The sequence below is a fragment of the Aquimarina sp. AD1 genome (assembly GCF_003443695.1).
In the GTDB taxonomy this organism is placed as follows: domain Bacteria; phylum Bacteroidota; class Bacteroidia; order Flavobacteriales; family Flavobacteriaceae; genus Aquimarina; species Aquimarina latercula.
The window spans coordinates 3111791-3138786 of sequence record NZ_CP031966.1; the positions used below are offsets into that span (position 1 = coordinate 3111791).

22 protein-coding genes are annotated in these 26996 nt (G+C 34.5%); 1 reads left to right on the plus strand and 21 read right to left on the minus strand.

Going from position 1 to position 26996, the window contains the following annotated elements:
* Window positions 1–10: 10 nt before the first annotated feature.
* The 21 genes from D1815_RS13590 to D1815_RS13685 form a co-directional block, all read right to left on the minus strand.
* Window positions 11–4207 (minus strand): baseplate J/gp47 family protein, encoded by a 4197-nt coding sequence (locus tag D1815_RS13590; protein WP_118387602.1) that lies wholly within the window; start codon window positions 4205–4207, stop codon window positions 11–13.
* Window positions 4208–4228: 21 nt separating this feature from the next.
* Window positions 4229–4651 carry a hypothetical protein gene (locus D1815_RS13595; RefSeq protein WP_147404043.1) on the minus strand — a complete coding sequence of 141 codons (423 nt, stop codon included), beginning with the start codon at window positions 4649–4651 and terminating at the stop codon, window positions 4229–4231.
* Between the two features lie 34 nt (window positions 4652–4685).
* Window positions 4686–5102 (minus strand): GPW/gp25 family protein, encoded by a 417-nt coding sequence (locus tag D1815_RS13600; RefSeq protein WP_118387604.1) that lies wholly within the window; start codon window positions 5100–5102, stop codon window positions 4686–4688.
* Window positions 5103–5107: 5 nt separating this feature from the next.
* A complete protein-coding gene (locus D1815_RS13605) occupies window positions 5108–6790 on the minus strand; it encodes a phage baseplate assembly protein V (protein ID WP_118387606.1) in 1683 nt (560 codons plus the stop codon).
* 3 nt (window positions 6791–6793) lie between these two features.
* A complete protein-coding gene (locus D1815_RS13610; protein WP_108805102.1) occupies window positions 6794–7510 on the minus strand; it encodes a hypothetical protein in 717 nt (238 codons plus the stop codon).
* A 3-nt stretch (window positions 7511–7513) separates the two neighbouring features.
* Window positions 7514–7678 (minus strand): DUF5908 family protein, encoded by a 165-nt coding sequence (locus D1815_RS23695; protein ID WP_155839763.1) that lies wholly within the window; start codon window positions 7676–7678, stop codon window positions 7514–7516.
* 2 nt (window positions 7679–7680) lie between these two features.
* Window positions 7681–8214, minus strand: a complete 534-nt coding sequence (locus D1815_RS13615; RefSeq protein ID WP_199726709.1) for a phage tail protein — start codon at window positions 8212–8214, stop codon at window positions 7681–7683.
* An 11-nt stretch (window positions 8215–8225) separates the two neighbouring features.
* Complete coding sequence (locus tag D1815_RS13620) at window positions 8226–8669, minus strand: phage tail protein (protein WP_027395214.1); 444 nt, start codon at window positions 8667–8669, stop codon at window positions 8226–8228.
* Between the two features lie 83 nt (window positions 8670–8752).
* The gene (locus D1815_RS13625) at window positions 8753–9226 is read right to left on the minus strand and encodes a phage tail protein (protein WP_108805100.1); all 474 of its coding nucleotides are present in this window, start codon (window positions 9224–9226) and stop codon (window positions 8753–8755) included.
* Between the two features lie 40 nt (window positions 9227–9266).
* Window positions 9267–10898: a phage tail sheath C-terminal domain-containing protein gene (locus D1815_RS13630; RefSeq protein ID WP_027395212.1), complete on the minus strand. Its 1632-nt coding sequence runs from the start codon at window positions 10896–10898 to the stop codon at window positions 9267–9269.
* A gap of 71 nt (window positions 10899–10969) precedes the next feature.
* A complete protein-coding gene (locus tag D1815_RS13635; RefSeq protein ID WP_118387608.1) occupies window positions 10970–11743 on the minus strand; it encodes a hypothetical protein in 774 nt (257 codons plus the stop codon).
* A gap of 61 nt (window positions 11744–11804) precedes the next feature.
* The gene (locus D1815_RS13640) at window positions 11805–12386 is read right to left on the minus strand and encodes a DUF4255 domain-containing protein (protein WP_118387610.1); all 582 of its coding nucleotides are present in this window, start codon (window positions 12384–12386) and stop codon (window positions 11805–11807) included.
* A gap of 617 nt (window positions 12387–13003) precedes the next feature.
* Entirely contained in the window at window positions 13004–14584 is a 1581-nt protein-coding gene (locus D1815_RS13645) for a solute:sodium symporter family transporter (protein WP_118387612.1), read from the minus strand.
* A 59-nt stretch (window positions 14585–14643) separates the two neighbouring features.
* Window positions 14644–15663 carry an L-rhamnose/proton symporter RhaT gene (locus tag D1815_RS13650; protein ID WP_118387614.1) on the minus strand — a complete coding sequence of 340 codons (1020 nt, stop codon included), beginning with the start codon at window positions 15661–15663 and terminating at the stop codon, window positions 14644–14646.
* A 55-nt stretch (window positions 15664–15718) separates the two neighbouring features.
* Window positions 15719–16771, minus strand: coding sequence for an aldose epimerase family protein (locus D1815_RS13655; protein WP_118387616.1), 1053 nt, complete (start codon window positions 16769–16771; stop codon window positions 15719–15721).
* A gap of 46 nt (window positions 16772–16817) precedes the next feature.
* Complete coding sequence (locus D1815_RS13660; RefSeq protein WP_118387618.1) at window positions 16818–17912, minus strand: mandelate racemase/muconate lactonizing enzyme family protein; 1095 nt, start codon at window positions 17910–17912, stop codon at window positions 16818–16820.
* A gap of 14 nt (window positions 17913–17926) precedes the next feature.
* Window positions 17927–19375 (minus strand): aldehyde dehydrogenase, encoded by a 1449-nt coding sequence (aldA, locus tag D1815_RS13665; RefSeq protein ID WP_118387620.1) that lies wholly within the window; start codon window positions 19373–19375, stop codon window positions 17927–17929.
* Between the two features lie 31 nt (window positions 19376–19406).
* On the minus strand, window positions 19407–20171 hold the full coding sequence (locus D1815_RS13670; protein ID WP_199726713.1) for an SDR family NAD(P)-dependent oxidoreductase: 765 nt from the start codon (window positions 20169–20171) through the stop codon (window positions 19407–19409).
* Between the two features lie 25 nt (window positions 20172–20196).
* A complete protein-coding gene (locus D1815_RS13675) occupies window positions 20197–21213 on the minus strand; it encodes a zinc-binding dehydrogenase (protein WP_118387624.1) in 1017 nt (338 codons plus the stop codon).
* A gap of 13 nt (window positions 21214–21226) precedes the next feature.
* Window positions 21227–22507, minus strand: a complete 1281-nt coding sequence (locus tag D1815_RS13680; RefSeq protein ID WP_233557471.1) for a glycosyl hydrolase — start codon at window positions 22505–22507, stop codon at window positions 21227–21229.
* A gap of 40 nt (window positions 22508–22547) precedes the next feature.
* Entirely contained in the window at window positions 22548–25088 is a 2541-nt protein-coding gene (locus D1815_RS13685; RefSeq protein WP_118387626.1) for a glycoside hydrolase family 2 TIM barrel-domain containing protein, read from the minus strand.
* Between the two features lie 295 nt (window positions 25089–25383).
* Here D1815_RS13685 and D1815_RS13690 point away from each other — a divergent pair, with 295 nt between their 5' ends.
* Window positions 25384–26994 carry a hypothetical protein gene (locus D1815_RS13690; protein ID WP_118387628.1) on the plus strand — a complete coding sequence of 537 codons (1611 nt, stop codon included), beginning with the start codon at window positions 25384–25386 and terminating at the stop codon, window positions 26992–26994.
* The last annotated feature ends 2 nt before the right edge of the window (window positions 26995–26996 follow it).

Consider the following 26996-nt stretch of genomic DNA (forward strand, 5'->3'; position numbering starts at 1 on the left):
TTTCAAGATTTTATGTTACGATAAAGTCTTTGCTTATTTCCATATAATTAATTCCTTCAAAGCTGTCTTCTTCGAATCCATTTTCGTTAACTACATAGACTTCGTGTATTTGGGCAGCTACCATAATCATGTCGGGTTGCGAGGGCGTTACGATAGATTTTCCGTCATTCAGACTTCGTACATCGGTAAATGTCTTTCCGTCTTCGCTTTGAAATAATTTTAGGTTTGCTACATAATCGATATACGGACGTTCTGCAATGAAGTTGATAATCATACTAGCATGGAGTGATCCTCCGATTTGAATTTCGCTATCCTCTCCATATGCCCAGGGAGACATGAATCGTTTGATTTCTTCTATTAACTTGTCTTTATAAAAAACTTCATCATATCCAGAATAAAATTTCACAACACATTCTGTAGAAACTTGTAAATAAGAAGGATTCGAAACGGATATCTCGGCATAGGTCGGAGCCAGATTTTCTAGATACGAATTGATCTTAAGAAGTGTATCTGCTGCTACTTTTGGAGCAAAAGGATTAAATGGTAATTTTCCTTTAATATCCGGAACTACAATCACATCTACGCCACCGATACGATCCGAAGCAGGAAGACATTTGGTCTTATAAATTTCTGGAAACTTATGTAATATCATATGTTCATAATCCCACATGGTCAGCGCTCTGTTCTTGTGCCTTAAACGTTCACTGATTCGCTTATATAAGGCATCTCCTTTTTCTACCGGTTTCCCCTTACTAGATGTAAAAGGTTGGGCAATTTTTGCTACTTCAGGTATTTGGTTGAGTTCTTCGCTAATCGTATCTACTGGCAATGGATTTTCGAAATGTACTGGCGCTACTGTTTCACTAGCGAGTGTAGCACTAATCACCTGACTCCGAATATCAATAGTGTCAGATACTCCTTCAATATTTTTAAATGTACTTATCTTGATCCAATGTAAATGAGATGGCATTAACGTACCGCCTTGGGTAGCATCTTCGGGTATTCTAATTTTTACAATTCCTGTATTTAGTAATCCATTTGTACCATCCTGTAGTAGATTAAATGGCGCTAATGTTATCCATTCATTATTTCGCAGATAACTCCATTGCACTACTGGTTTTTCTATTTCAGGATCTGCGCTCCCTTCTGCCATTTGAAATAAAATTGAAAGTACCTGTGGTGTATTTGCCTCAGTGATTCCCAGATATAATGAGCCTTCATCCTTATACGCAGGAATTAGCGTACTTTCTTCTCCAGGAGTTATATCATCATATCCAAAAGGATGTATATGAAATATCTTATTCGTACTATCCACCGCAGTTTTTGCTAGAATAGTATCACAAGACGTATATGAGATTCCAAGTTTTTTAAGCTTAGGCTGATATGGTGGATTAATCTTTAAGTTTTTTATATCTACCTTTTCCGATATTGCCTGCTTAACAGATAAGGTGTTGAATACTACATGCTGAAAGTTTGTTGGAGTTAATTCTATTCTAAAATAGCGATCCCAAAGTAATGCTTCTTCTTCGTCCGTCTGTATTCCAAAACGTTCTTTATATTGATAATCTGGACTAGTATTTTTTATCCTTGTAGGAATATCATCTATGGATATACTATTTTCTTTATTAAAAAGAGGAAACCCTTCTGTTACTTCATTGCCTTGCTCATCTTCAATCTTTGTAGAAAGTAATAATTCCGCATTGCGATCATGTAAAAAGACATCAGCCTTAAAATCATGGTCATTCTCAATGATAGCAGCATCAAAACCTAACTTTTGATCTATAAGTTCAGCCAATTGTTCATCATTTAGTACAGCGAGTTCTTCCTCGGTATGATCTGCCTGAATAAGCCAATAGTTTTTGTAATAATTCACAAAAGATGTGGGCTGTTTGACCCATTCTAAATGCAACTTTACATCTTGCAAGCGTTTCTGAGATATTTCGTCATTAGCGATATAAAGACTAGTTCCTATTTCGGGTTGAAAGCCAAAAGGTTCAAATGGTTTGTTGGTATCGATTGTTCCTTCATCATTCTCAATGATACTATGCTGCATATCCTGAACATTTACTCGAATATGTACCTTTTGTAATGTTACGTCTATTAAGTGCTGGTAGCTACTTCGCATCTGATTTTGATCATCTTGCTCTTCTATTGAAGACTGTAATGTACAGACCATAACAGGATGATCGGATTCTATAAAAGATGACGAAGATGGAAATGAAATAATTGGTAAATCATTATCCTGAAGCTTAATTCGGATTCTCAGCGCATTTAGGTATACTTGATCCTTGCTGTATTTTTGCGTGTTTTCTATAGGTGTTTCTAATACTCCAACCTCTTTAACTTCTACAATTTTCACATCCTTAAAGGCTACAATCTCATAAATTTTTTGAGAAGCATCCACGATGTAATCGCCTATATCGGTTACAGTAAAATTAGTCGTATCTAATCGGGTAATGGTTTGATCCTTTATTTCAACGTTTAGATTATTCTCTGATGAACTGCCTACATAATTCCCTAAAGAATACTGAACCGCATCTGGCGTAAACCATTGTTCTGCACTACTTAAATAGGTTTGAAAAGGATCTTTTGTATCAAAAACAGCTCGTAAATCTTTTATTTTTTGGCTGCTAAGATTTAAATCTAGAAATACTTCAATAGTACGTTTTCCGTCTTTGAGTAATAAAGTTGGAGAACTAATCGCAAATCCAATCTCTGATGGTTTTAAGAAATTATCTGCAATAGCAGTTAGTCTATCCCCAAAAGTTTTGAACCTTTTACTTTCTTCTTCCTCATCATATTGACTAAAAAGAAAATCCTTAACGTTAGCAGTATCATAAATATCAGATAATTGTTCTGTTTCTGGAGAAGGAATTACCACAGAACGCAGCTGACGTTCAGAAAATTCTAAAATACGGTATACTTTATTTTTATCTTCTTCGGAAATACTACTATCACTATTAGTTTGCATAACATGAATAAAATCTTGTTTTCTCAACAATAATTCTACTTCCACATATTCTAATGCTTGCTCAGAGTTCTCATTGGAGGCCTGTAAATCTTGAAGTACTTTTTCTAAAGATGTTGTTTCTCCATTGTATAAAGGCAAAGAATCTCCGGGATTTGGATTTCCATACACTTTCTTTAGCATGGCATCAAATCCATTGGTATTGTGTAATTCTTTTAAATCTAGTTGTCTCTGATGAATAATTTTTCTTTCGTACGCCTTTTCTAATAGTTCGTACTCAGGTACCCAATCTATAGGAATACCTTCTTTGTCTTGTTGATGCTTTAAAAAAATAAGATCAAATTCATCTCTCTCTAAAAACAAGACTTCTTTTACATAAGCAAGTGCCTCAGCATTCTCGTTTTTTACCGCTTCCTCTAATTGAAAAAGATCTTCTATCTGTAATGCTTCTGGAAAATCTGGTAGTGCATCACCAGGATTTGGATGTCCTAATGCCATTTCCATCATATCTACAAAAGCAGCATCTTTGCTTTTTCTTCGCTCCTGATGTACATTTCGGATAGTGCGTACTTGCTTGGATACAAAAACACTTTTTAATTGTGTAATTTGGGCTTTGCTAATCACCGTATCTTCATTGGTTACATACTGTAATTCGTTCCCTTCAGTGTCTTCTCCCGCCTGTAAGATGGTTCCTTTTTCTACTTCGAGATATTGAGTATTCTCTTCTAATTCTAAAAGTACATTCACCACATCTGGCACTGCCTGTTTTGGGTCTAATTGTAGATACTTTCTGTAGTAAAAATCGAGATGCTTTTCGGTAAGTCCATTCATTTTAGACTTTACATGATTCATTAACTTAAGAAAGGTGATAAATAACACTACATGAGGCTTGGATAATTTTGCCTTCTTTTCGATGTTATTGTAAAACAACTCTGGGTTTTCTACATATGCCGCTAGTTCTCTTGCCCATTGTTTTTGTTGTATTTTTCTCCCTTCGAGAGAGTTTTGATTAAATACATTGGGATCATCTATAAGAAATGATTCCCAAGTACCCGTAGGTCTATTTTGTTCATCAAAAAACTGAAGTTCTTTGGCTAACCGCTGTGCTTCTGTAATCAATACTTCTAAACTACGCCCTTCGATAGCTACGTAATCAGTGCTCAGAGCATCCAAATTGCGATCGTTCTGACTGGTTCCATCTCTAAGAAGTATGTTATCTATATTTTGAATAGTACCCATTGTTTCTACTATTTATTTTGTTTAGGTGGCTTTTATTTTTTTATTTCCCGGTATTAACTTTCCAGTTCCCACGTACATCGGAACAGGATCTGGTGTATTAGGAGGTGAGGGTAGCGTAGCTGGAGAATCAACCTCAAAAAGCGCTATAAATAATTTCCCCTTTAGTATTATTTTTTTATTACCACTTGTCGCTTTTCTGGTTAATTGATTAGGAGCTAGGTTCATTATTTTTAATGTTCCAGATCCAGGAGTTGAAAATGGTGGCACAGTATATTGACATGTTATCTCAACTTTTTTTTCATCTCCTTGCACACAAACTTTTTTACCATTAATAGTTGTCTTTCCCGAAGCTTTTATTGTTGTTTTTGGAATTGGTGGTATTAGCGTGAGTAATCCCACTTTAGAAAACTCTACGGTATCGTCATTCATAATTATCACATCCATAATCCTAGTGTATTTGTATTCATCATTTTCTTCATTATAAATCAAATGCCACGCTAGAGGCTTCGTTGATATAGAATGGATAGATAAGATTAAATCGATTATTTGTTGCTCTTACCATATAATCTATATCGATATGTACTACGCCATTTTTGGGATCTATATCTGTTACAGCAACATTATTCACCTCAATTCTTGGTTCGTATAATAGCACGGCACGAGATACCATATCACTTAACTCATTGGCAAATTTCTCATCCAATTCTTCAAACAAAAATTGCGTAAGATCACACCCAAAATCCGGGTGCATGATTCGTTCCTTTAGCGACGTGGATAACAAAATCTGAAGACTTTGCTTGATATCTTCTTCTCCTGAGGTAAGTTTGACCTCAGCGCCTCCAATTCCAAAAGCAGGAGGAAATGACCATCCGTTTCCTAAAAATTTATTATTCATAGCTCTTATATTAAATCCACTTTTTTTCCTTTTACTATTACTTTTCCTTTAGCATTGATATCAAAGTCTCCTGCAGCTTCTATTGAAAAATCCTTAGTACTAATTATTTTAATACCATCTTTACCCATTAGAATACTATTACCATGAGCATCTTCTAATGTGATTGTTTTCTCCTTCTGATTGATAGCTAATAGCTGCTCATTGGACTGGTCTTTATCGGCTGTAGATAGTGTTATCACTTCTTTTTCCTCATCAAAAAGCAATTGATAATTAGACTTGGTAAAAATCCCTTTGTATTTATTTTTTTTCTTTTCGGTATGTGGTGCTTTGTGGCTGTGCATTGCTCCTAAAACAACTGCTTGCCTGGGATCATCATTTAAAAAACCAATCACTACGCGATCTCCTTTTTCTGGAGGAAAGAAAATTCCATGATCTACTCCAGCATCTAATGTCGTATACATGGCTAATACTTCGGCAGCTTTAGCTTCTTGATCAAAAGCTGGTATATGTACTTTAATTAGAAATCCGTGTTTCGAATCTTCTACATGTTCCAACACTGTTCCTACTTGTAATCCATTTACACCTGGTAATAAACCAGCAGCTTTTGTATCTATAATATCAGATTGCGAACTAAACCAATTGGCATCCATTCCTATTTGTAAGTAGGTATACCATCCAGACCCCATTACAAATCCATGTCGAACTCCAGTAATGATATATTCTCCATTAAATCGACTTACATTTTCGATTTTCAGCGTCTGACCTACTTGTATCTTTCCGTTACCATTAATTCTAATAGTTCCTTGTACCAGAGACAGTCTTGATTTTACAAGTTGCGCATCTGACCAAGATTGCAATTCTAATGGATCTGTAGGTACAGCATGAACCAAGTTTGTTTCTTTAGCTCCAACTGCATCTGACAATTGTGAAGTTTTGTAATCAATACTAGTTAATATTTGCTCTTTACCTTTTTTGGGAATACTAAGTGCTAATTCATCCTTTTTTGTATCCAAACCAAATGAATGTACTTTCTCATATTGATGACGACTACTAATTTTTAGATCAAAATGGGCCAGATCTATCCCAAAGGTTAGGGTATGATCGGTACTTCCAATTTGTGGCGTAAAAACAGAAACCTCTCCATTATCAACTTGTACTAGTTGCCCATTCGCTTCTGCTCTTGATACTATAAAATCCCAATCCGAAACATAGTACTGTACCATCTGTGGATGTGCCAAAGAAGTATTTTCTATATTCTTAGTTTTTACATCTCTGTAGGTACTGATAATATCTTTTATAAGTTTGCTATCCGTTTTATTCTGAAACACTTTGTTTTTTCGTAAAGTGGTCATTTTTATGGACGGATCGCAAAGCTCTATCGTAAGTACTGATTGGTATTGCGAGCGTTCGATTTCCTGATTGATCACAATACCTTCAAAAACCTTCGTCTCGTTTGTATTATTTCCTTCGTACCGCAAAAAGATTTCAATTTCAGCGCCTGGTATAAAAGCATTACTTTCTAAGGTAGTAAACTTTTGATTTGCTACACAACCATCGGATAGCTTAAGTTCGGCTAAAGGTATTTTGTTAAACTCTTTGCTTGTATCTATCGACAATAATTCATACAATCCTAATGGCAGGATCTTGCCGTTGCTTTTAATCGTACTTGTTACTACAGTTGATGACATCTTTTATTTTTCTATTGGTGGAAAGTAAATTTCTTGACCTGGTATTAGATTTCTAAAATCCGTTAGTTTATTTGCACTTGCTACTAATGGATAATACATCGGAGAGCCATATATTTCTTGACACATCAATGGTAATTGATCACCTGATTTTACCATACGGTAATGCGTAAGATCAGGAGATTGTAAATTCAACTTAGCTAATTGCGCTTTGGGCGTATCATCCCCAATGAAGGATACATTGAGCTCGGCTCGCAAAGGATCTCCATTTCTTTCGAACAATGTGTAATTAATATCTAAGCTAGAAAGTCTACAATTAAACTTTAATGTTTTTCCCCAACTAAGAACTAGATAGCGTGGTTCATGAATTTTACCTTTTATTTCTGTAATGTCTTTTCGAAAATTATCTATTCTTTCTGCAACACTTTTTTGGGTACCTCTTAACAATCTAAGTGCTATCTCTGCCCCATATTGATCTACATCGGTTCCATCAAAAATTAGACTCATACTAACCGTAGATGAATCGCTGTGCATAAACTTAGCATCACTCTTATTCTGAGGATTACTCGCCTTATCGGTAAACTTATTTATAAAACTTCGTCTAACGGATTCGGGATTAAACATCACCTCTAATTTCTTCTTACCAACGGTTCTTTCTTCATTATCAAAAGAAAAAATGGTAAGCTTTTGTAGTTTAAAACTTAATTCACTTAGTAATGCCATGATCTATCTATGGTTTTTCTTTTTCAATATTTTTAGTACTTGATGCACGCATTCTTGTACCACATCACATTGTTCTTTTCTGGTATCCAAAGATGAGCTACCTTCATCTGTCTGTGAAGCATCTGATATAATTGCTCGAATGACAATTTCTTTGATCTCTACTGCCATTTTTATAATCTTAAAATTTGAAATCGTGTATATGCCAACTCCATTGTATCGATGGCCACGGAATTGGATTGTGCATCCAAATCAGATACGGACCATTTTACTGGATATGCTTTTAGAAATAACCATCCTCCAATAGGAATCCCATTTTCGTTAAATAATGTGACTAGTACATTAGAAGGATTAAACTTAAAAAATGAAAATGTCGCATTGAATTCAGAAATCAGCGGAGAGCGCATCTGACCAAAACCTGGTAGACTAAAACTATTTAAACCATCGGCTAAACTACTAGCTACGAAACCTCGTTCCAGTACCAAATTGTTATAGTTAATCTTTTTGGGTACACGATGTGCATGCAGGTTTTGTCCACCTTCATTTATAGTATCCAATTGTACTTCGGTATTGATACCGCTAACTTTTTGAAATCTGACATCTATTGGATTAGGAATAACACCTCCTGATAGAAAGAACACTCCAAATCTGTGTGATAATGTAGGCTCTTTATCTGCAAAATTCATTGCTCTTAAAACATCTAACATATGGTAACTCTTTAATTGTATTTTACTCGTAAGTCATGAGCTATTAAATCGAGACTCTCTATCGCTACTTCACTGGCGCTAGCGCTAAACGATGGAGCATCTAATTTGAAAGGTAATGCTCGGGAAACCTCCCAAACTACGATGCCCATCCCAGCTTCATCACAGAGTTCTATTCTAATGTCTTTCTTTTCTCCAGATTTAATCCAGTCATATAAATCACTCCTACGTTTGATCAACCCTCTTTTTAAAGAAATATTAATCGGTTTTCTTTGGCCACGGATCAAATGATCTCCAACTGCCCAACTAAAACCATGTCGATACAACACATGATCATGGTCAATTTCTAAACCTGAAATCTCTGAGAACGACATGATTTCAACTCCGTTAATCGTTACCTGATAATTGTATACCGGTAACGGATAGGTTTCGCTAATTTTCTGTTTATCAATTGCCACAATACTTTGGTTTTTTGAATTTATATTGACTTACAATTCTGGTTTTGTTTCCTAGAATAGAACTTGCTTAGTTTATTTATTTACTATGCTTCTTCCATAGTCACTCTAAAAGCCATTAAATCCATAGATTCTATAGCTACATCATTAGAGCTTGCATCAAAAGAAGGAGCTGTTAATTTAGTTGGAAAAGCATCTATAACTTTCCAGCTCACTACAGTACTACCGGTCTCATCTAAAAGATGCACTACGATATCTCTTTTATCTACCTGATTCAATTGTATATCATTGATCCAATCATAAAAGACAGGAATGCTCTTTCCTTTTACCAATCCTTTCTTCATAGATATATTTACCGGTTGAATCTGCCCAGGCATATACATAATATTCGGTCCTACTTTTCCTCCTGTAGCGAAGCTTTCCTTATATGTTGTTGTTTCGAAGGATAATTCTAAACCAGATACCTCCGAAAAACTTATAGATACTCCATTGATATCTACCCTATAATTATAGGTTACTAAAGGGTAATCTGTCTTTATTTGTTCTTTAGTTAAAGCCATTGTTTTACTTTTTACTTATTCATTAAATTTTGTACGCTTATTATGCTTCTTGTAGTTTATGAGAGAATTTCAGTATGATAAACTCTGCAGGACGCACAGCTGCTAATCCAATTTCTACAATCATCTTTCCTTCCAAAATATCCTGTTGCGTCATAGTTTTTCCCAATCCGATATTCACAAAATATGCTTGCTCTTCTGTCGCTCCAGCTAATCCACCTTGTTGCCAAACTCCGTATAAAAAACTTTCGATCATAGCCTTCATCTTCAACCAAGTCACGGCATCGTTAGATTCAAAAACTGCAAACTGAGATGCTTTCTTGGTAGATTCTTCTATCATATTGAATAATCTTCGTACTGGTACGTATCGCCATTCATTATCATTTCCGGCAAGTGTACGAGCTCCCCAAATCATGGTTCCTTTTCCAACAAAACTTCGTATAGCATTGATGGATTTACCACTTGTAGCATCAACATTTAGTTTTTCCTGATCTTTAGAAGTAATTTTCGAGATAGGACCGATAACAGCATTTAAACTTACGTTTGCTGGTGCTTTCCATACACCTCTTTCTCTGTCTGTGGTAGCGTATGCACCAGCTACTGCCGCACTTGGTGGTAACGTGATACGTTGTTTTGATACTTCACTGATAATTCTGCTGTATAACTCAGAACGAGATTCCTTGAAAGTTGATAAACTAACAGAAGCATTATCACCACCAGTAGTAATAAGATCAGTGGTTCCTGTAGAAGATTCTACAACTGTTGCTCCATCTAACAAAATAATATCAAAATCACCTTTGTTTGAAAATGTATTCCATTCATTTATAATCTCACTAGCAGGAGTTCCTTCTCCAACATTGATGGTTAATACAGCGTCAGCAATACTAAAAGAAGGTATGCTCCCTGTTCCTTTATTAATCTTAACTTTTGGTGCATCTTGAGAAGATCCACTGTACTCAACTCTAATCGCGCCAGCTATTTCTAATTGTAGGGTTTCAGTTGCCGAAGAACCTGATACTTCTACAAGATCTTCTTCATAACGATAGGTAAGTGATGTTTGTAAATATGGGGTATAAGCAGCACCATATTTTAGATTATTTGTACCTATTCCATCTCTAAAAGATGTTCCGTTTTCATCATCTTTTTTAATATCGAAAATGCAAAACCTGTCCTTTAAATCCTGGCACTGTGCCAAGGCATTTTGACATACTTCATGATAATCGGGCGCATCTAATTTTGTTGCTTCTCCAAGCATAATCAGAGTAGGTTCGTCTTCCTTACTCAAAACTTCTAACCCATTTAAGAATGATTCCTTATCATAATCATCATTATAATTTCCTACTGAAATGATATAACAATCACCACCACCATTTTTAAAATATAAATCGATTGCATGATATAAAGTATGCTTCGGAGCTTCTACTTCTATATTTTCTACAGCATCATCATCCGAAATGCTTACCATAAAAGATGCTGATTGTGCACCTCCAAAAGCTTCTTTAAACTCTAATAGAGTAGATACTCTAATCGCTTTGTTTCTAATATCTTTTCCGTTTTTTACTGCTTTTTCCGTATATCCAATAAAAGCTGGCACCGCAGTGGAAACTTCTGCTACAGATTGTGGTAATAGAGGTACCTCCTCAGTGTACACATCTGGTGTTAAAAATCTAGACATATTCTAATAGTTTTACATGTTTATAATGGGCTTTTCTAAAAAATCAATTGATTCTCTCGAAATGCCTTTTCTTACTTAATTTTAATTATTTGGATTCCTTGTTGTTCTGCTCGCGGATTGGGTAAATGATTGATAAGAACATCACCGTTTTGAAGTAGTTTTATATTCTTAATGGGTTTGTTACTGTAGGGAACCAAATCTTTAGATTCGAAAATTTTAACTTGGGTATCGGGAAAATTTAATTGAATAGAATTTATAATCTGGTCCGTTATGTTTTCATCGACCACCACTTCATTGAAACTGATTTGATTATCTCTAGACTCCAAACTGATATCAATATCTTCAGTATTGGATACAAAATAGTACTTCCACTTTATCGACTTTGCTCCAAATACAGCTTTAAATTTTATCGGTTGTTCTAAAGAAGTAAGATTAATTTTATGACCTATAATTTGAATACTACCTAATGCAGGATATCCTCCAAAAATCCCTTCCTTTACTACTTGGCTACTTACTAATTCCTGACTGTTTTCTGGAAGATCTTGATTAGAAAATAAGATTATATTACCTTCATCTATTTCAGAAAAATCTGTAACCTCTTGAGTAACATCAGAAGTGGGATATATATAAAAAGTAAAGTTGTCATCTTCGCTCAAAGGCTGAAAATCGCCATTTCTTCGAGACATAGGAGCTAAAATCTTTATTCCTTTTTCTGTTTTCTTTACCACAAATCCAAGGTTGCTTAGGTGTTTTCTCGTTTCATTTTTCGGGACAAGCACTACATCATTAGATTCTGATAAAACAGGGTGAATAACCTCTATGTCAAAAAATTCGCGATATTCCATTTTATACTTTATTTAATTCGTGATATTGGGCTTGTTTATAGATATATTCATTACTAAAAGCTTATACTTTTTGATGAAGATTAAGATTCGTTGTGGATATTGGTTCTCCCACGAACTCCATACTTTGATCATCGATAAAAGACAGTAAACGCACTTTATATAAAACCGATGGTAGATAGGATGTGTTTAAAGAATGCCATACTTGATTTTGTTCTTCTAATGGGAGTGATATTAATTCTACGATCAACTTCTCTATATTTTCATCTGATAATTGCGGTGAATTTAGAGGATCGAAGATTCTGTTGACCTGAAAAAACTTAATGACATGTGATAAAAACTTGAGTGTCTGCTCATATTTATTGAATTTAGATACGAACAAAATCAATAACTCAATTCTGATTTCAGGATTCGCCTGGGTTTTGATACCATTTCTTATCACACCAGCATATTGATCTGCATTTCTAAATTTTCTATCTTCAGAAATATTAATGAGAAAAGGAGTTATTTTATCATTAGTAAAAGAAACAGGATCGTTATTATTCGTACTTATAAAGTCTATAATATTAGATTCTGTAGTACCTACTACATTTTTAAAATATTCATTGAGTTTATCCTTTAAAACGGTTAATACAACATCGACCATGGTGTGATAGGTTTATTGATTTTTGATGTTTCAAAATTAGTTCAAGAAGAGTATCTACTTATAGAAAAAACACGCCAAATCTGCGAAGATTACCGACATTATCTTGGGGAAAAATAAGTAAGCCATATAACTTTTCCGACACCAAGAGAAGAGTCATATTGATAATTTGAATACAGTACCCATAAATACATAAGATCAAGTAATCTTATTAATAGTATTAAAAAAAGAGCACTTATTTTTAGGTATATTCTAGGAAGACAATAAAAAAAGCTTCACATTTCTATGAAGCTTTTGCTTTGTAACGGAAGAGATTGAAATACCTAATCGTTCTATTGGTCATTTATATGAATTACAATCGTTTACAAAAACCCATTCGATGTTATTAATAGCTTCATAAGGGTTACCTCTTTATTTACAGTCATATATTTTATTTAATATTTAGGAAATTGAATCTTATTATCTCCAAGTTCGAATCCTTCTTGGGTCGCGAGAAAACCCTTTAAATATTGAAGTTTTGGCACCAGACCTGGGACAGAATCTGTTTTTTTTGAATCAAGAGCAATTGTTGTGTTTGTGAAAATATTCTGGTTAATCTAAAGTCGAAGAATTCTACATTTTTATCTAAAAATTAGATATATACCTATTACTAGTATACAAATAAGCAATCCTATAGGAATTCCATATTTCCACGGTTTAATATCAACTTCTTTTGTATATATAATTTCAAAAGCTTCTTTAAGTGGATACATTTTACCAATTATAATCATTATTAGAATGTTAATGGCAAATAGCACTCCCTGCACGTGTAAAAAATGAGGAAATGTACCCTTCATTACCGTATTATCAAGAATAACATAAATCAAGTACACAACCGCACCTAAAATGATCGCTATTTTGGCTGCAACAGCAGGAATACGTTTCGTTAAATATCCCATAATAATGATTGTTAAAATAGGAATTGTATAACATCCATTAACTTGTTGTAAATACCCAAACAAACCAGCAGGTGCATTTGCAATCAATGGTGCGATAAACATGGATAATACGGCGAGAACGATTCCGAATATCTTTCCAGATTTTACAATCTGTTTTTCGGAAGCATTTTTATTGATATAGCCTTTATATATATCTACGCCAAAAAGAGTAACAGAACTATTTAAAGCACTGTTAAATGAACTCAAAATAGCTCCAAAGAGAACTGCCGCAAAAAAACCAATCAATGAAGTCGGTAAAACTTTGCGAACTAAGGTAGGATATGCTTCATCTGGATTGGTAATACTATCCCCATACAAATGAAATGCGATAATCCCTGGTAACACCACTAATACTGGGCCTAATATTTTAATAAAAGAAGCTAACAGAATTCCTTTTTGTCCTTCTTTAAGGTTTTTCGCACCCAATGCTCGTTGAATAATTGCCTGATTTGTTCCCCAATAAAATAATTGAACCAGCATCATTCCTGTAAAAATTGTACTAATCGGAACAGAAGAATCTTCTCCACCCATTGACTTAAATTTATCTGGATTCGATACCCATAACTCTGTAAACCCTTCCACCATATTACCATTACCCACTAACATCAACCCTAAAACAGGAATGATCGAACCTCCTATCAATAATCCAACTGCATTTATTGTATCTGAAACTGCAACTGCTTTAAGTCCTCCAAAAATCGCATAGATAGAACCAATAATCCCTATCGAAAAAACCGTAATCCATAAAGCGGTTGTTTTATCTACATTAAATAGTGTTGGAATATCAAAAATAGTACTAATGGCCAAAGCTCCAGAATACAAAACAATCGGTAAAAGCACTACCACATATCCTGTAAGAAACAATCCAGAAGTAATCGTTTTAGTTCCGACATCATATCTTCTTTCTAAAAACTGAGGTACTGTTGTTAATCCTTCTTTAAGATATCTTGGTAATAGATATAAGGCGGTTACTACCATAGCGATTGCGGCTAAGGTTTCCCAAGCCATTACCAAAATTCCTTCTGAAAAAGCCTGTCCGTTTAACCCTACAATCTGTTCTGTAGATAAGTTAGTTAGTAATAATGAACCTGCAATCACTGGAGCTGTTAAGCTTCTACCAGCCAAAAAATAACCGGTATATGATTTCTCATCAGTTTTTTTTGTTGCTAAATATGAAATCAAAGCTACCAGCAAGGTAAAGCCTAGAAAAGTGATAATACCCATAAGATTTTGATAGAATTATTTAAAATTGAAAACAGCAGTATTCTTCTTTTCTCTGCTTTTTATCCCATTGCGTTTCCTGAAGCAATTACAATCACTCCCAGTATCATTGCAGTCAATCCCAGATAAAGAATTTTTCTAGGTTTAGAACTCGTACTACTCCACTCTCCAGTAAGTATTCCGGTGATTATTGCTACGGCAACACATACGGTATTAAAAATCGCATATCCAACTGTATTCCCAGAAGACCCTAATTTATAAGCAGCAAATGCAAAAGTTCCTGAGGCAGCAAAGTTTAAAAGTGCCATAATAAACGTATAAAATAAGTTTTTAGGAGTATGCGGAGAACTGAATTTACTCCATAACTTTTTAGCACTTAGTTGATATATAAAATAAGGAATCACAAAAATAGCTCCTGATACATAGATAATAACCATCACCATTACCGCCGTAATCCATTCCGGATTTCCAGCTTCCTGACAAGCTTCATGTAGATATGGTCTTCCATACGCATTCGCATAACTAAATCCAGTGGCTAATAAACCTCCAATAACTGCAATAATAATTCCGATGGTCATCGAAGACGCTTTGCCATCTAACTTTTCTCTACTATTTTTTTGATCTTCCGCTTGTCTTAGTATTCCAGCTTTCCCATTAAAAGATACTCCAAATAACACAATCAAGATTCCTAAAAGAATTACCATAAAAACATTATTAGAAGGTAATCCATCAACTAAGAATGGTAATAAGGATCCGACAAGAATAACCGTACCGATAAAAATTGAAAATCCTAGAGACAAGCCAATGTAATTAATTGCTTTTCCCCACATCATGACACCAATACCCCAAAGAATACTAGCTAATCCCATTTTCCAAAGGATATCGGTAGGTATATTAGAAACGATAATATCAAAGTCTTTCACTAATAAAAAACCCGCAGCGATTGGAATAATTAACATATTGATAAAAAACATCATACCCCAAGTATTTTCAAACTCGTATCCTTTAGTATATTTTTCTGGCAATGCATATAATCCAAGCATTAATCCAGCGAGGACCGCAAATAATATTCCTATAGTCATAATTATTAATTTTAAAAGTTGAGTGTTGCGCTGTTAATTTTATATATCTTATTTACTACTCGATTGTAGAAAATTTGAATATCGTCGTACTGGTAAATGGTTCTTCAGGATAGGTAATCGTTTTAGGAGCATCTTCTAAATTTACTCCATTCGGATATCGATGGGTTTCACAACAAAAGGCCTTGTATTGTCCATATTGATCTCCAGTTTCTCTTTTTAGAACATCCGAAGTGAAATAACCCGAATAGAACAACATTCCTGGTTCTGTGGTTAAAACTTCCATGGTTCTTCCGGATCCTTTATGCTCAAAAGAAGCCACTTTTCTTAATTCAAAATCTTTTGGGAATAAAAAATAATGATCAAACCCGGTTTCCATATGATCTAAAGCTTCTTTAAAAAACTTCCCATTCCTGAAATCCTCTAATCTTCCATCCACATTTATCACACCTCCTTGTGCTACTCCTTTCTCATCACCTGCTAAAAAGGCATCTGAATGAATGGTAACTTTATGATCATGTACAGTTTCTTGGAAGCCAGATAAATTAAAATAAGAATGATTGGTTAACGAAATTGGAGTGGCTTTATCCGTGTTCGCCTTATAAGATATAATCAATTCATTTTCATTAGTAAGTGTAAAACGTGTATTAATTTTTACATTTCCTGGATATCCTTCTTCCATATCTGGGCTTTGTAAACTCATGATGACGGTAACTTTATCCTTCATATTATCATAACTTTCTACCGTCCATATTTTTCTATCAAATCCTTGAGTTCCTCCATGTAAATGATTTCCCCTATCATTACCAACTAATGAATATTCTTTGCCTTCTAGTGTAAACTTACCTTCATGAATCCGAGAAGCACACCTCCCTACTGTACCACCGAAATACGGAGCGTTATTCTTATACTCTTCGGAAAAATAACCATCAATATTCTCAAAACCACAGGTAATCTCTCTAGAGGCGCCCTGATTATCTGGTGTAAGAATTGCCGTAATCGTTGCTCCGTAATTCGATATTTTTACTACCACGCCATTATCATTAGACAATTCATATAGGAATACCTCATCGTTTCCTATGTTACCAAAATTTCTTTTTTCTACTTTCATTGACTATTAAAATGTGTGGGCTATTAAATAATTCATGTGAATCTTATTAGAATTGTTCAAACGGCTCTAATTTTCCCCAATTGAAGACAACACCAATTCCAGGAATATCAGGAGCTACCGCTCTATAGTTTTCTACAATCAATGGCCTGATTGTATATTCATCTATTGGAAAACTATGCACCTCTAACCATCCAGCATTTTCTTGAGAAGAAACCAAACTTACATGCAATTCTTGCATTCCATGTGAACACACAGGAATGTTATGTTGTTTTGCCAATTTGGCAACACGTAACCATCCTGTGACACCTCCACAATTAGAAGCATCTGGTTGCACAAAGGACAATTTAGATTGCTCAAATGCATACTCAAACTCGTGAATAGTATGCAAGTTTTCTCCCATTGCTAGAGGGAAACCTGTTTTTTCTACTATTTCTCCATAACCTTTATAATGGTCGGGAATAATAGGTTCTTCAAACCAAGTAATATCGAATTCTTTGAATCTATTGATCGCTTCAATAGCTTTATCAATACTCATAGAATAATTAGCGTCTACCATAAAAGTAATATCAGGACCAATATGCTCTCTTACTGCTTTTATGCGCTCAATATCTTCATCTAAATTTTCCCTTCCGATTTTGATTTTTAACGCATTAAAACCATTGGCCAAATAGGTATCCATGTTTTGTAATAACTTGGGTAGTGGAAATTGCAAATCGATACCTCCACAATACGATTTACAAGTATTATTTGCTCCTCCAGCAACTTGCCAAAGTGGCTCTCCAAGTTTTTTACAGTGTATATCCCACAAAGCTATATCTATGGTAGAAATGGCAAAAGAAGCAATTCCTCCTCTTCCTACATAGTGGATATGCCATTCTAAAAAATCATAGATTCCTTCAATATCAGCACCGTTTTTTCCGATTAGAGCTTCTTTAAAATCATACTCTATCATAGCTTTTATAGCTCTACCTCCTTTACCTCCGGTATAAGTATATCCAGTGCCTTGACTTCCGTCATTTAGGGTAATGGTGGTAGTAACTAACTCAAAATGATAATGATCTCCATGTTTGGCATCAGAAAGTACTTCTGGAAGAGGCACTTCGAATAATCTAACTTTTATATCTTTTATTTGAATATCCATTAATGAAACCTCTTTTATTTATAATTCATATAAAAGGTTTTCTTTTCTAGGTACTGCTCGAATCCGTACTTTCCATCTTCTCCTCCGCTTCCTGACAGTTTATATCCGTTATGGAATCCTTGATGTTGTTCTCCATGACCTCGGTTTACATAGATTTCACCAAACTCTAATTCATCATTGCATCGCAATATGGTTGCCATATCCTTGGTAAAAATCATAGCCGCTAATCCATATTCGCAATCATTTGCATATCCGATCACTTGATCAAACTCTGAAAACCTAATCACAGGTAATATAGGACCGAATGATTCTTCGTGTACAATAGTCATATCTTGGGTTACGTCTGTAAGTACTGTAGGTTCGAACCAATGTCCTTTTTCAAATTCAACTCCTTCGGGCCTTTTTCCTCCAGATGCAATGGTAGCTCCTTCTTTTACGCTCACTTCTACTAAATGCTCCATGTTTTTCAATTCTGAAGCATTTACTTTTGGCCCCATCGATACACTTCTATCTAATGGATTTCCTACTTTGTAAGCTTTCAAGTGTTCCATAAATTTCTCCATAAAAGCTTCATATACGTCTTCATGCACATACATACGCTCATTACAGGTACATACTTGTCCACAATTATCAAATCTGGAGTGGAATGCTGCTTCTGCTGCCTGATCTAAGTCCGCATCTGCAAATACTATTGCGGGTGCTTTTCCTCCAAGTTCTAACTGAACATGAGTAAGATTCTGTGCTGCAGCTTTAAAAATTTGTTGACCCGCTGGAGTACTACCTGTCATAGTAACCATTTTGGTAATTGGATTTTCAACCAATGCGTTACCGAGTACTCTTCCTGATCCTGTTACTACATTTAAAAGTCCTTTAGGTAAACCTACTTTTTCGGCAATAAAACCTAATTCTAAAGTAGCTAAAGGAGTTTCCTGTGTTGGCTTTACTACGATTGCATTTCCTGCTACCAGAGCTGGACCTATTTTTCTACCTGCTAATGCTAAAGGAAAGTTCCAAGCGGTAATTGCTACAACAACTCCTCTAGGAATTTTATGTATATAAATATGTTCATTTTCATTATCAGAAGGCATAATATCGCCTTCTATATGTCTCGCCCAATCACAAGCATATTCGATAAAAGTTGCGGTAACTTCTACTTCTATTTCTGCTAAAGAAATAATTTTACCTTGTTCTCTGGTTAGTAATTCCGCCAGATATGGTTTATTAGCTCTTATTTCGGTAGCAAACTTTCGCATGAGTTCTGCACGCTTTCTTGGAGGAACTTTTCTCCATTCTTTTTGTGCTTTTTCAGCTGCTTCTAGTGCAATTTTTGCATCTTCCTCCACACCCATTTGCACTGTACCGACAATGCTTTCATCGATTGGACTGGTAATATTAGCAGTATTTCCAGATGTAGCATTCGCCCATCCTCCGTTAATAAAAAGTTGATATTCTTTTGCTTTCATCTTTTCTTTTTTTGAGGTGTTTTTAATTTAATTATCTACCCATCCATCCACCATCAACAACCATGATGGATCCATTCATATAATTGGCAGCTTCGGAAGAAAGAAATACTACAGGACCTGCAAAATCCTCGGGATTTCCCCATCTATTAGCAGGGATTCTTGCTAAAATTGAGTTAGCTCGATTAGGATCATTTCTAAGTGCTTCGGTATTATCGGTTGCTATATATCCCGGAGCAATAGCGTTTACATTGATCCCTTTTGATGCCCATTCATTCGCGAATGCCATGGTCATTTGTCCTATTGCACCTTTACTTGCCGCATATCCTGGCACAGTAATTCCTCCTTGAAAGGTTAATAATGAAGCAGTAAATACAATCTTTCCATTCTCTCTTTCTACCATCTCTTTCCCTATTTCTCTGGTAAGGATAAACTGAGCATTCTGATTTACTTCTATTACTTTATCCCAATATTCATCTGGATGTTCTGCTGCAGGTGCTCTTAAAATTGTTCCAGCATTATTAATGAGTATATCTATTACTGGAAAATCTGATTTTACTTCCTTGATAAATTGATATAAAAATTTTCTATCTGAAAAATCACATTGATATGCTTTAAAGTCTTTTCCTAGTTTTTTGACAGCGTTTTCTACATCACTTCCTTCTTTTTCAAGACTTGCAGAGACACCAATAATATTAGCTCCAGCTTCGGCTAAACCAATGGCCATAGCTTTTCCAATACCTCTTTTACAGCCTGTTACTAAAGCTGTTTTACCTTCTAAACTGAATTTATTTAAAATACTCATTAATTGTGCGTAGTTAGTTTTATTGTTGGCAATCCATTAATACCTTAAGTCCATCAGGATTGTTATCTATATTTTCAAAAACTTCTTGAATTTTGGTTAAGGGCTGAACATCGGTAATTAGCTCTTCGAAAGGAAGTTCATTGACGGTTATCAATTGAATTGCTTTTTCGTAATCTTCTTTTTCGTAAACTCTTGCTCCTATGAGTTTTAGTTCTTTCCAAAAAAACTTAAACAAATTCACTGGTTTTGGTTCTCCATGGATAGCTACCATAACAATTCTTCCTCTTATACCAGCCACTTCCGTCATTACATCCAACGCTGGTTGAACGCCTGCTACTTCAAATACCACGTCTGCTAATCGACCTTCAGTATTATTTTTTACATAAGTTACCAAGTCGACTTCCACAGGGTTCACTGTATCAAAACCTAATTCTTTTGCCTTCGCTATCCGAACTGGATTAACTTCCGAAATAATAACATTTGCACCAGTATCTTTGGCTACCATTGCCACTAATAACCCAATAGGTCCTCCTCCTAAAACCACAGCAGTTTCTCCTTCTTGCAACTCACTTAGACGAACGTCATGTACTGCTACGGATAATGGTTCGATCAATGCCGCTAGTTTTAGATCAGTTTCTTCTTTTAATTTATGTAATATAAAGGCAGGTACGTTCCAAAACTGTTGCATAGAACCAGGACTGTCAATCCCTATAAACTTAAGCTCTTCACAGATATGATTAAAACCTTTATCTGAAGGTTTTACTGCGCGATCATCTAATGGTCTTACTACGATCTTATCACCTAATTCGTATCCTGTTACTCCTTCCCCAATAGCATCAATAGTACCAGACATTTCATGACCTATTGTTTCTGGAATACTTACTCTTTTATCCATCATACCATGATAAATATGCACATCGGTTCCACATACTCCAGAATATGCTACTTTGATACGAACTTCTCCTTCTTTGGGTACTGCTACCTCCTTATCAATTACGCTAAAGGTTTTATTACCTTTATATATTGTTGCTTTCAATTTTGTCTACTTATTAATTATCTTTTTGCTTGTCTTTTTTCTTTTTGCCATCTGGTGCTTTAGCTCCTTGTGCTACATGCGATGTTTTTCGATAAGAGTCAAAACGCATAATACTCTGGTAGTTCCAACTATTATACACGTGGGATAATCCCCAATCAAAAATTGCAGTTGGATTGTCTGTTGTAGCTTCAATAGTTCTATTCAGACCAATAGCATGAGGCATATTTGTTCCTTTTACGGCACCACGAATCTCAAAATTGATCCCATCTGGTGACCATTGGAATGTATTTCGTTCAGGTCCATCCGTAGTAATTAAAGAAGCTATTCCCCCATCTACTGGCCATACACATATTTCATGTCCAGAATTGGAAATAGGATTGTATTTAGATTTTACATAAGGCCCTTTTGGATTATCCGCTACAGCAACACCATGTCGAATCTGACGTCCTCCATATAATATTTCTTCTCCCATTTGCTCTCCTTTGTAATACAAATAGAATTTTCCTTTGTAAGGAAGAATACAAGGGTCATGAACTTTATGTGAATCAAAATCTCCTTTCTTTTCTACCATAAAGCGATTTTGTTCTTCCCCTTTCCAAATACCATTATCAGCTGGTTTTAGAACAGGTTCTTTACTTTTTGTCCAAGGACCAAAAGGAGATGAAGACCATGCTAAACCAACTTCATTTTTGGTACGAACATCATATGGTGACTTGATGGTTTGGTAACATAGATAATACATCCCATCCCATTCCATAATTTCTACCGTAAAAATGGATCTATCGTCATAAGATCCTTTCTCTCCTAAAGGAACGGCAGCTTCTTTATCTTCTTTCCAAGTCCATCCATCTTCGGAGGTTGCATGCCATACGGTGCAACGATCCCAAGGAAAAACTTTATCATTTTCAATATCTCCACCAAATCCATCTGTTGGACCCACACTTTTTGAATACCAAACATGATACAACCCATCTACTTTAATGATTGCAGAAGGATCTCTACGAACAACACCTTCTTCATAAGCTAAATCGCCTTTCAACGGTTTCATTGGATTGAAAACTCGATACCAGTCATTCTCAAAATACTTCCACTGAAGTGCTCTTTTTGAAGCTGCGCTTAAGTATTCTTTATTGGTGATTCCAAAGCGATCTAATTTCTCTGGAGATACATCAAGTACAGTTTCACAAGGCTTATTTTTTTCCTCTTCCACAATTTCTTGTTTGTCAGGTTGATTGCAACCGATAACAAGTACAGTTGCTAATAAATGAAATACGATTTTATGATTTAGCTTCATATGATATATGCTATGGTTAGATACTGTAAAGTACAAGAATCTACTTAATATTTATGGTTAACTTATTACTGGTTAGCTTTTCTGATGTAGCGGATATTGTGATATCTCCTTTATCTTTTTGGGACTGAATAAGAAGTAAACATTTTCCGTTATTGGTTTTAACTGAATTTGATCTATAATCCTGAACACTAAAAGCAGAACCATTATCTACCCCCAATATGCTAACATTTCCATCCACAGAAAACATTATCTTATCTTCTATATTTTTAACAGGATTTCCGTCAACATCTTCCAATTGTGCAATTATGTGAGCGACACTATATCCATCCGATTGCATCACGGTTTTATCAGTTATTAGTTTAATATTTTTGGGTTCGCCAGTAGTTTTTACTGTCTTGATTTCTTCAATCTCGCCATCTTTTTTTCCAATGATTTTTAGTTCTCCTTTCTGGAAAGGAATGATCCATTTATAGATTCTATCTTCGAAATCTTCTAGTTTTTTTGTCTTGTAACTTTGTTCATTGACACATAACTCTACCTCATCATAATTAGAATACACTTCTATGACTACTTTTTGCTGATCTTCATAATTCCAATGTTCATTTACATCGTGCCATACCCATAAAGCTTTTTTCCAAGCACCCTTTTCTTTTTCTACTGGCTCTCCTGTTTTTTCGTCTTCCTTAAAGATTGATTTTTCTAGTTTTTGTGTTGCTACATAAATATGAGGTTCATCATTCCAAAGGGTTTTCATCATATGATAGGATGGTTTTTCGAATCCTGCAACATCTAACATCCCGCTTGGCGTTGCTTTTCTTGGCCATTGCCCATTAGATTCTCCCATATAGTCAATTCCTGTCCACAAGAATGTCCCGGAAATGAATGGACGATCCTCAACAGCCTTCCACTCATGCCATTGCACTAAGTTTTCAGTTCCCATAATAGGCTTGTCGGGGTAATTCCTATGTCCATAGTCATACAGTACTCTTCTATAACTATATCCTACAACATCAAGTTCATCAGCATAACCAGACAGATGACTAGCAGAAGGTAAAATACAATTAGCTGTTATATATCTTGTGGTATCTAATTCTCTAGTCCATGCTGCTAGTTTCTTAGCTGTTTTTCCAATATCATATTTACCACGTGGAAGTGTTTCCAATTTTTCTTTAATCTGTGCTGTAGAATGTGGGGGTTCCTCCCAAAAGTAGTTTCCACTCCAGTCCATATTATTAAAAAAGCCAGTTGCATCGGCATTCCTAGGGTATGTCCATTCTATTTCATTTCCTATACTCCATTGAAAAATTGAAGGATGATTTCTATGTGCCAATATGGTATTTTTAAGATCTTTTTCTGCCCACTCCTGAAAATATTCTGTATAACCACGAGTGATATCATCCACGCTTCTTTCATTCATGTTCAATCTTTTATCTTTGGGATTGTCCCATTCGTCAAAAAATTCGTCTTGTACTAAAAATCCCATTTCATCACATAGCTCCAAAAATTCCTCTGATCCTGGATTATGTGAAATTCTTATCGCATTACAACCTGCTTCTTTTAATTTCTGCAATCTTCTTCTCCAAACGTCCTTTGGTACAGCAGCTCCAACAATACCTCCATCGTGATGTAAACAAACCCCTTTTATTTTGGTATGCTCTTTATTTAAAAAGAAACCTTTATCTGCATCAAATTCGATCTCGCGAGCACCAAATTTTATAGTATTCTTATCTATAACATTGTTATTCTGAACTATGGAAACAACAGCTTTATACAATCTTGGGGAATCTAGTTTCCATAGATAAGGATTGGATATTTCGATGGTACTTTCAATCTCCAAATCATTCTGGGAATCTATACTCTTGGGTTCACTGAATTCAGAAACCATATCACCTTTATCATCATAAATTTTAATCATTAGATCAAACTTTTGATCTTCTGTAAATTTATTTTTTATGGAAGAAGCAATTTTCACTACCGCTTTTTCATCTGTAATCTTGGGAGTAGTTATAAAGATTCCCCAAACCGGAATATGCAAATTGTTCTTTCGAATTAGTTTTACATTTCTATATATACCGGAACCAGTATACCATCTGCTGTCCACATATTTCTTGCGATTGACATCAACTTTAAGTTGGTTTTTTCCTGTAGTCGTGTTTAAATCATCTGTGATATCGAAATAAAAAGGAGAATACCCGTAAGGATGAAAACCTAATAATTGATCATTCAGATAAAACTTACTATTATTATAAACTCCATCGAATAATAGATAAGTAGTAGTTTCTTTTTTTTCACTTATAATAAATTCCTTCCTATACGAACCTTTTCCTCCAGGCAAATATCCAGTGGCTCCTTCTCCCTTATCTGCATCAAAAGAAAAATCTACACTCCAATCGTGTGGAATGCTGATTTTTGTCCAATTATCATATTGTTCAGTATCATATATTCCAGTATTTTCTACTAATTTAAATTCCCAATGTTGATTAAAATCGTGATTACCGATTTCTGAATAATTTTGAGCATTCGATGAGAAAAAACCAAGAATAACGCTAATTTTAAGAATAGATCTTAAAGCCTTCTTCATAATTATAAAAATTAAGGTTCGACAAATATCACATATACATCAGAATCTTGATTTAAAACACACTAGACATAAACTGAACAAGTGGTATTTTAGGTTGAAAAGTACTAGACAAAAACACTATTTTTGCCTAGACCTCTTAAAACACAACTTTAATGCTTCTATATTTTTGTTACTTTATGTGAATTACGTAAAGTATTCAGGCTTTAATAAAGAATATGTCAGTAAACAAAGAAGAAATAAAATAATATTTCAATTATAACCCAAAAGCGCCTTAAGCTTACTTGAAGAAAAAGTTATGTTTAAAAGAACCCCAATTTCAATAGTTTTTATAACGTTTTGCGTTAGTATCTCATGGTCGCAACAACTATATAAGCAAAATCAATATCTCGAAAAAGCTAGAAAAAACAGGTTTGTAAACTTTGAAAAAGCTGTGCATAACTATGAAAAAAGTATTGAGTTTTTTACGTTCAAAAAAGACACGTTCAATTTAATCAATAGCATCAACGAGCTTTCTGAATTGTATGGACATAATCTTAATTATGGAAAAGCGTATGATGGTTATTGGAAAGCATTATTTCTTGCGGAAAATAGTAATGATTCATTCTCCAAATCCAGAGTATATCAATCTCTTGGATGGCTATATAGTTTTTATAATCGAAACACAAAGGCATTAGAAAATTTTGGTAATGCTCTTACTATTAGCAAAGAGCTTTCTTCTCAAAAAGGTTTTAGCATAGATTACACCATTAGTGACTACTTTTCTATAGCCAACTTTTACCGATATAATAAAGACTATGAGACTGCAAGAACTTATCTCGACAGTTGTTATTTATATTTTAAGGCTAAAAATGAAGGAATTCGAAACTATTTTTTAGAATCAGAAAGAGGTTTTCTATTAGCAAATGAAGGGCAATTTGAAAAGGCTGAAGAAATACTTTTAAAATCACAAGAATATTTTAAAGAAAATAACGAATCTTATTTAGTGATTATTCATTACTTTCTTGCTAGATTATATCATCTTAAAAAAGACTACAAGCAAAGTAAATTTCATTATAACAAATCACTTGAGGTATCCTATGTACATAATAGTCATATGAACTACCAAATTATTAATCACAAAGAAGTATCCCAATTATACTATGACTCTAAAGATTACCAACGTGCATTTTCTCATATCAAGGAAGCTATTGATCTAGAAAACAAAATATTTGGTATTAATAGTAAAAACAATGAGTACTTATTTGAAATTAAAGATCAATATCGATTACAAAAGGAAAAGCAAGAAAAAATCCTTAAAGAGCAGCGTTTATCTGAATTAGAGAGTAAACAAAAAATATCTCTGCTTAGTGCTTCACTATTATTTGTCACACTTTTCTTTTTAATTATTGTTGGCGTTATGACCTTTAAAAATTTAAAAAGAAAACACAAGAGAGAACAACGCTTATTAAAACAAAAACAACGATTGAAGCTAAATGAAAGTAAAAAAGCAATAGAACTAAAAAATAAAGAATTAGCGAAATCAGCTCTTCAGCTTATCGAAAAAGATGAATTTATTGTTGGCTTGAAAAATTCATTAGCAGAAAATAAAGATAATTTAAATTTAAACTCTGTAAATAAAATCATTAAATCCATTCAATCCGGAATGGGAAGTAACTGGAAAGAGTTCGAAGCAAGGTTTATCAATATAAACCAAGGTTTTTATAAAAATTTAAAATCTAACTTTCCAACATTAACCCAAACTGATCTAAAAATATGTGCCTTGATAAAACTGAACTTTTCAAGTAAAGATATGGCTTCATTACTTGGCATATCAGTAGAAAGTGTTCATACTTCCAGATATAGATTGCGTAAAAAGTTACATCTCGAAAGAAATGACAACTTGGTGGAATTTATATCTAATTATTGATT

Coding starts and splice junctions, on each gene's coding strand:
- D1815_RS13685 (WP_118387626.1), bottom strand. CDS start 25,088: ATGAAGAAGGCTTTAAGATCTATTCTTAAAATTAGCGTTATTCTTGGT.
- D1815_RS13600 (WP_118387604.1), bottom strand. CDS start 5,102: ATGAATAATAAATTTTTAGGAAACGGATGGTCATTTCCTCCTGCTTTT.
- D1815_RS13610 (WP_108805102.1), bottom strand. CDS start 7,510: ATGGCATTACTAAGTGAATTAAGTTTTAAACTACAAAAGCTTACCATT.
- D1815_RS13655 (WP_118387616.1), bottom strand. CDS start 16,771: ATGAAAGTAGAAAAAAGAAATTTTGGTAACATAGGAAACGATGAGGTA.
- D1815_RS13645 (WP_118387612.1), bottom strand. CDS start 14,584: ATGGGTATTATCACTTTTCTAGGCTTTACCTTGCTGGTAGCTTTGATT.
- D1815_RS13630 (WP_027395212.1), bottom strand. CDS start 10,898: ATGTCTAGATTTTTAACACCAGATGTGTACACTGAGGAGGTACCTCTA.
- D1815_RS13605 (WP_118387606.1), bottom strand. CDS start 6,790: ATGTCATCAACTGTAGTAACAAGTACGATTAAAAGCAACGGCAAGATC.
- D1815_RS13680 (WP_233557471.1), bottom strand. CDS start 22,507: ATGAAGCTAAATCATAAAATCGTATTTCATTTATTAGCAACTGTACTT.
- D1815_RS13650 (WP_118387614.1), bottom strand. CDS start 15,663: ATGACTATAGGAATATTATTTGCGGTCCTCGCTGGATTAATGCTTGGA.
- D1815_RS13590 (WP_118387602.1), bottom strand. CDS start 4,207: ATGGGTACTATTCAAAATATAGATAACATACTTCTTAGAGATGGAACC.
- D1815_RS13660 (WP_118387618.1), bottom strand. CDS start 17,912: ATGGATATTCAAATAAAAGATATAAAAGTTAGATTATTCGAAGTGCCT.
- D1815_RS13625 (WP_108805100.1), bottom strand. CDS start 9,226: ATGGCTTTAACTAAAGAACAAATAAAGACAGATTACCCTTTAGTAACC.
- D1815_RS13640 (WP_118387610.1), bottom strand. CDS start 12,386: ATGGTCGATGTTGTATTAACCGTTTTAAAGGATAAACTCAATGAATAT.
- D1815_RS13615 (WP_199726709.1), bottom strand. CDS start 8,214: ATGTTAGATGTTTTAAGAGCAATGAATTTTGCAGATAAAGAGCCTACA.
- D1815_RS13595 (WP_147404043.1), bottom strand. CDS start 4,651: ATGGATGTGATAATTATGAATGACGATACCGTAGAGTTTTCTAAAGTG.
- D1815_RS23695 (WP_155839763.1), bottom strand. CDS start 7,678: ATGGCAGTAGAGATCAAAGAAATTGTCATTCGAGCAATTATATCAGAT.
- D1815_RS13635 (WP_118387608.1), bottom strand. CDS start 11,743: ATGGAATATCGCGAATTTTTTGACATAGAGGTTATTCACCCTGTTTTA.
- aldA (WP_118387620.1), bottom strand. CDS start 19,375: ATGAAAGCAAAAGAATATCAACTTTTTATTAACGGAGGATGGGCGAAT.
- D1815_RS13690 (WP_118387628.1), top strand. CDS start 25,384: ATGTTTAAAAGAACCCCAATTTCAATAGTTTTTATAACGTTTTGCGTT.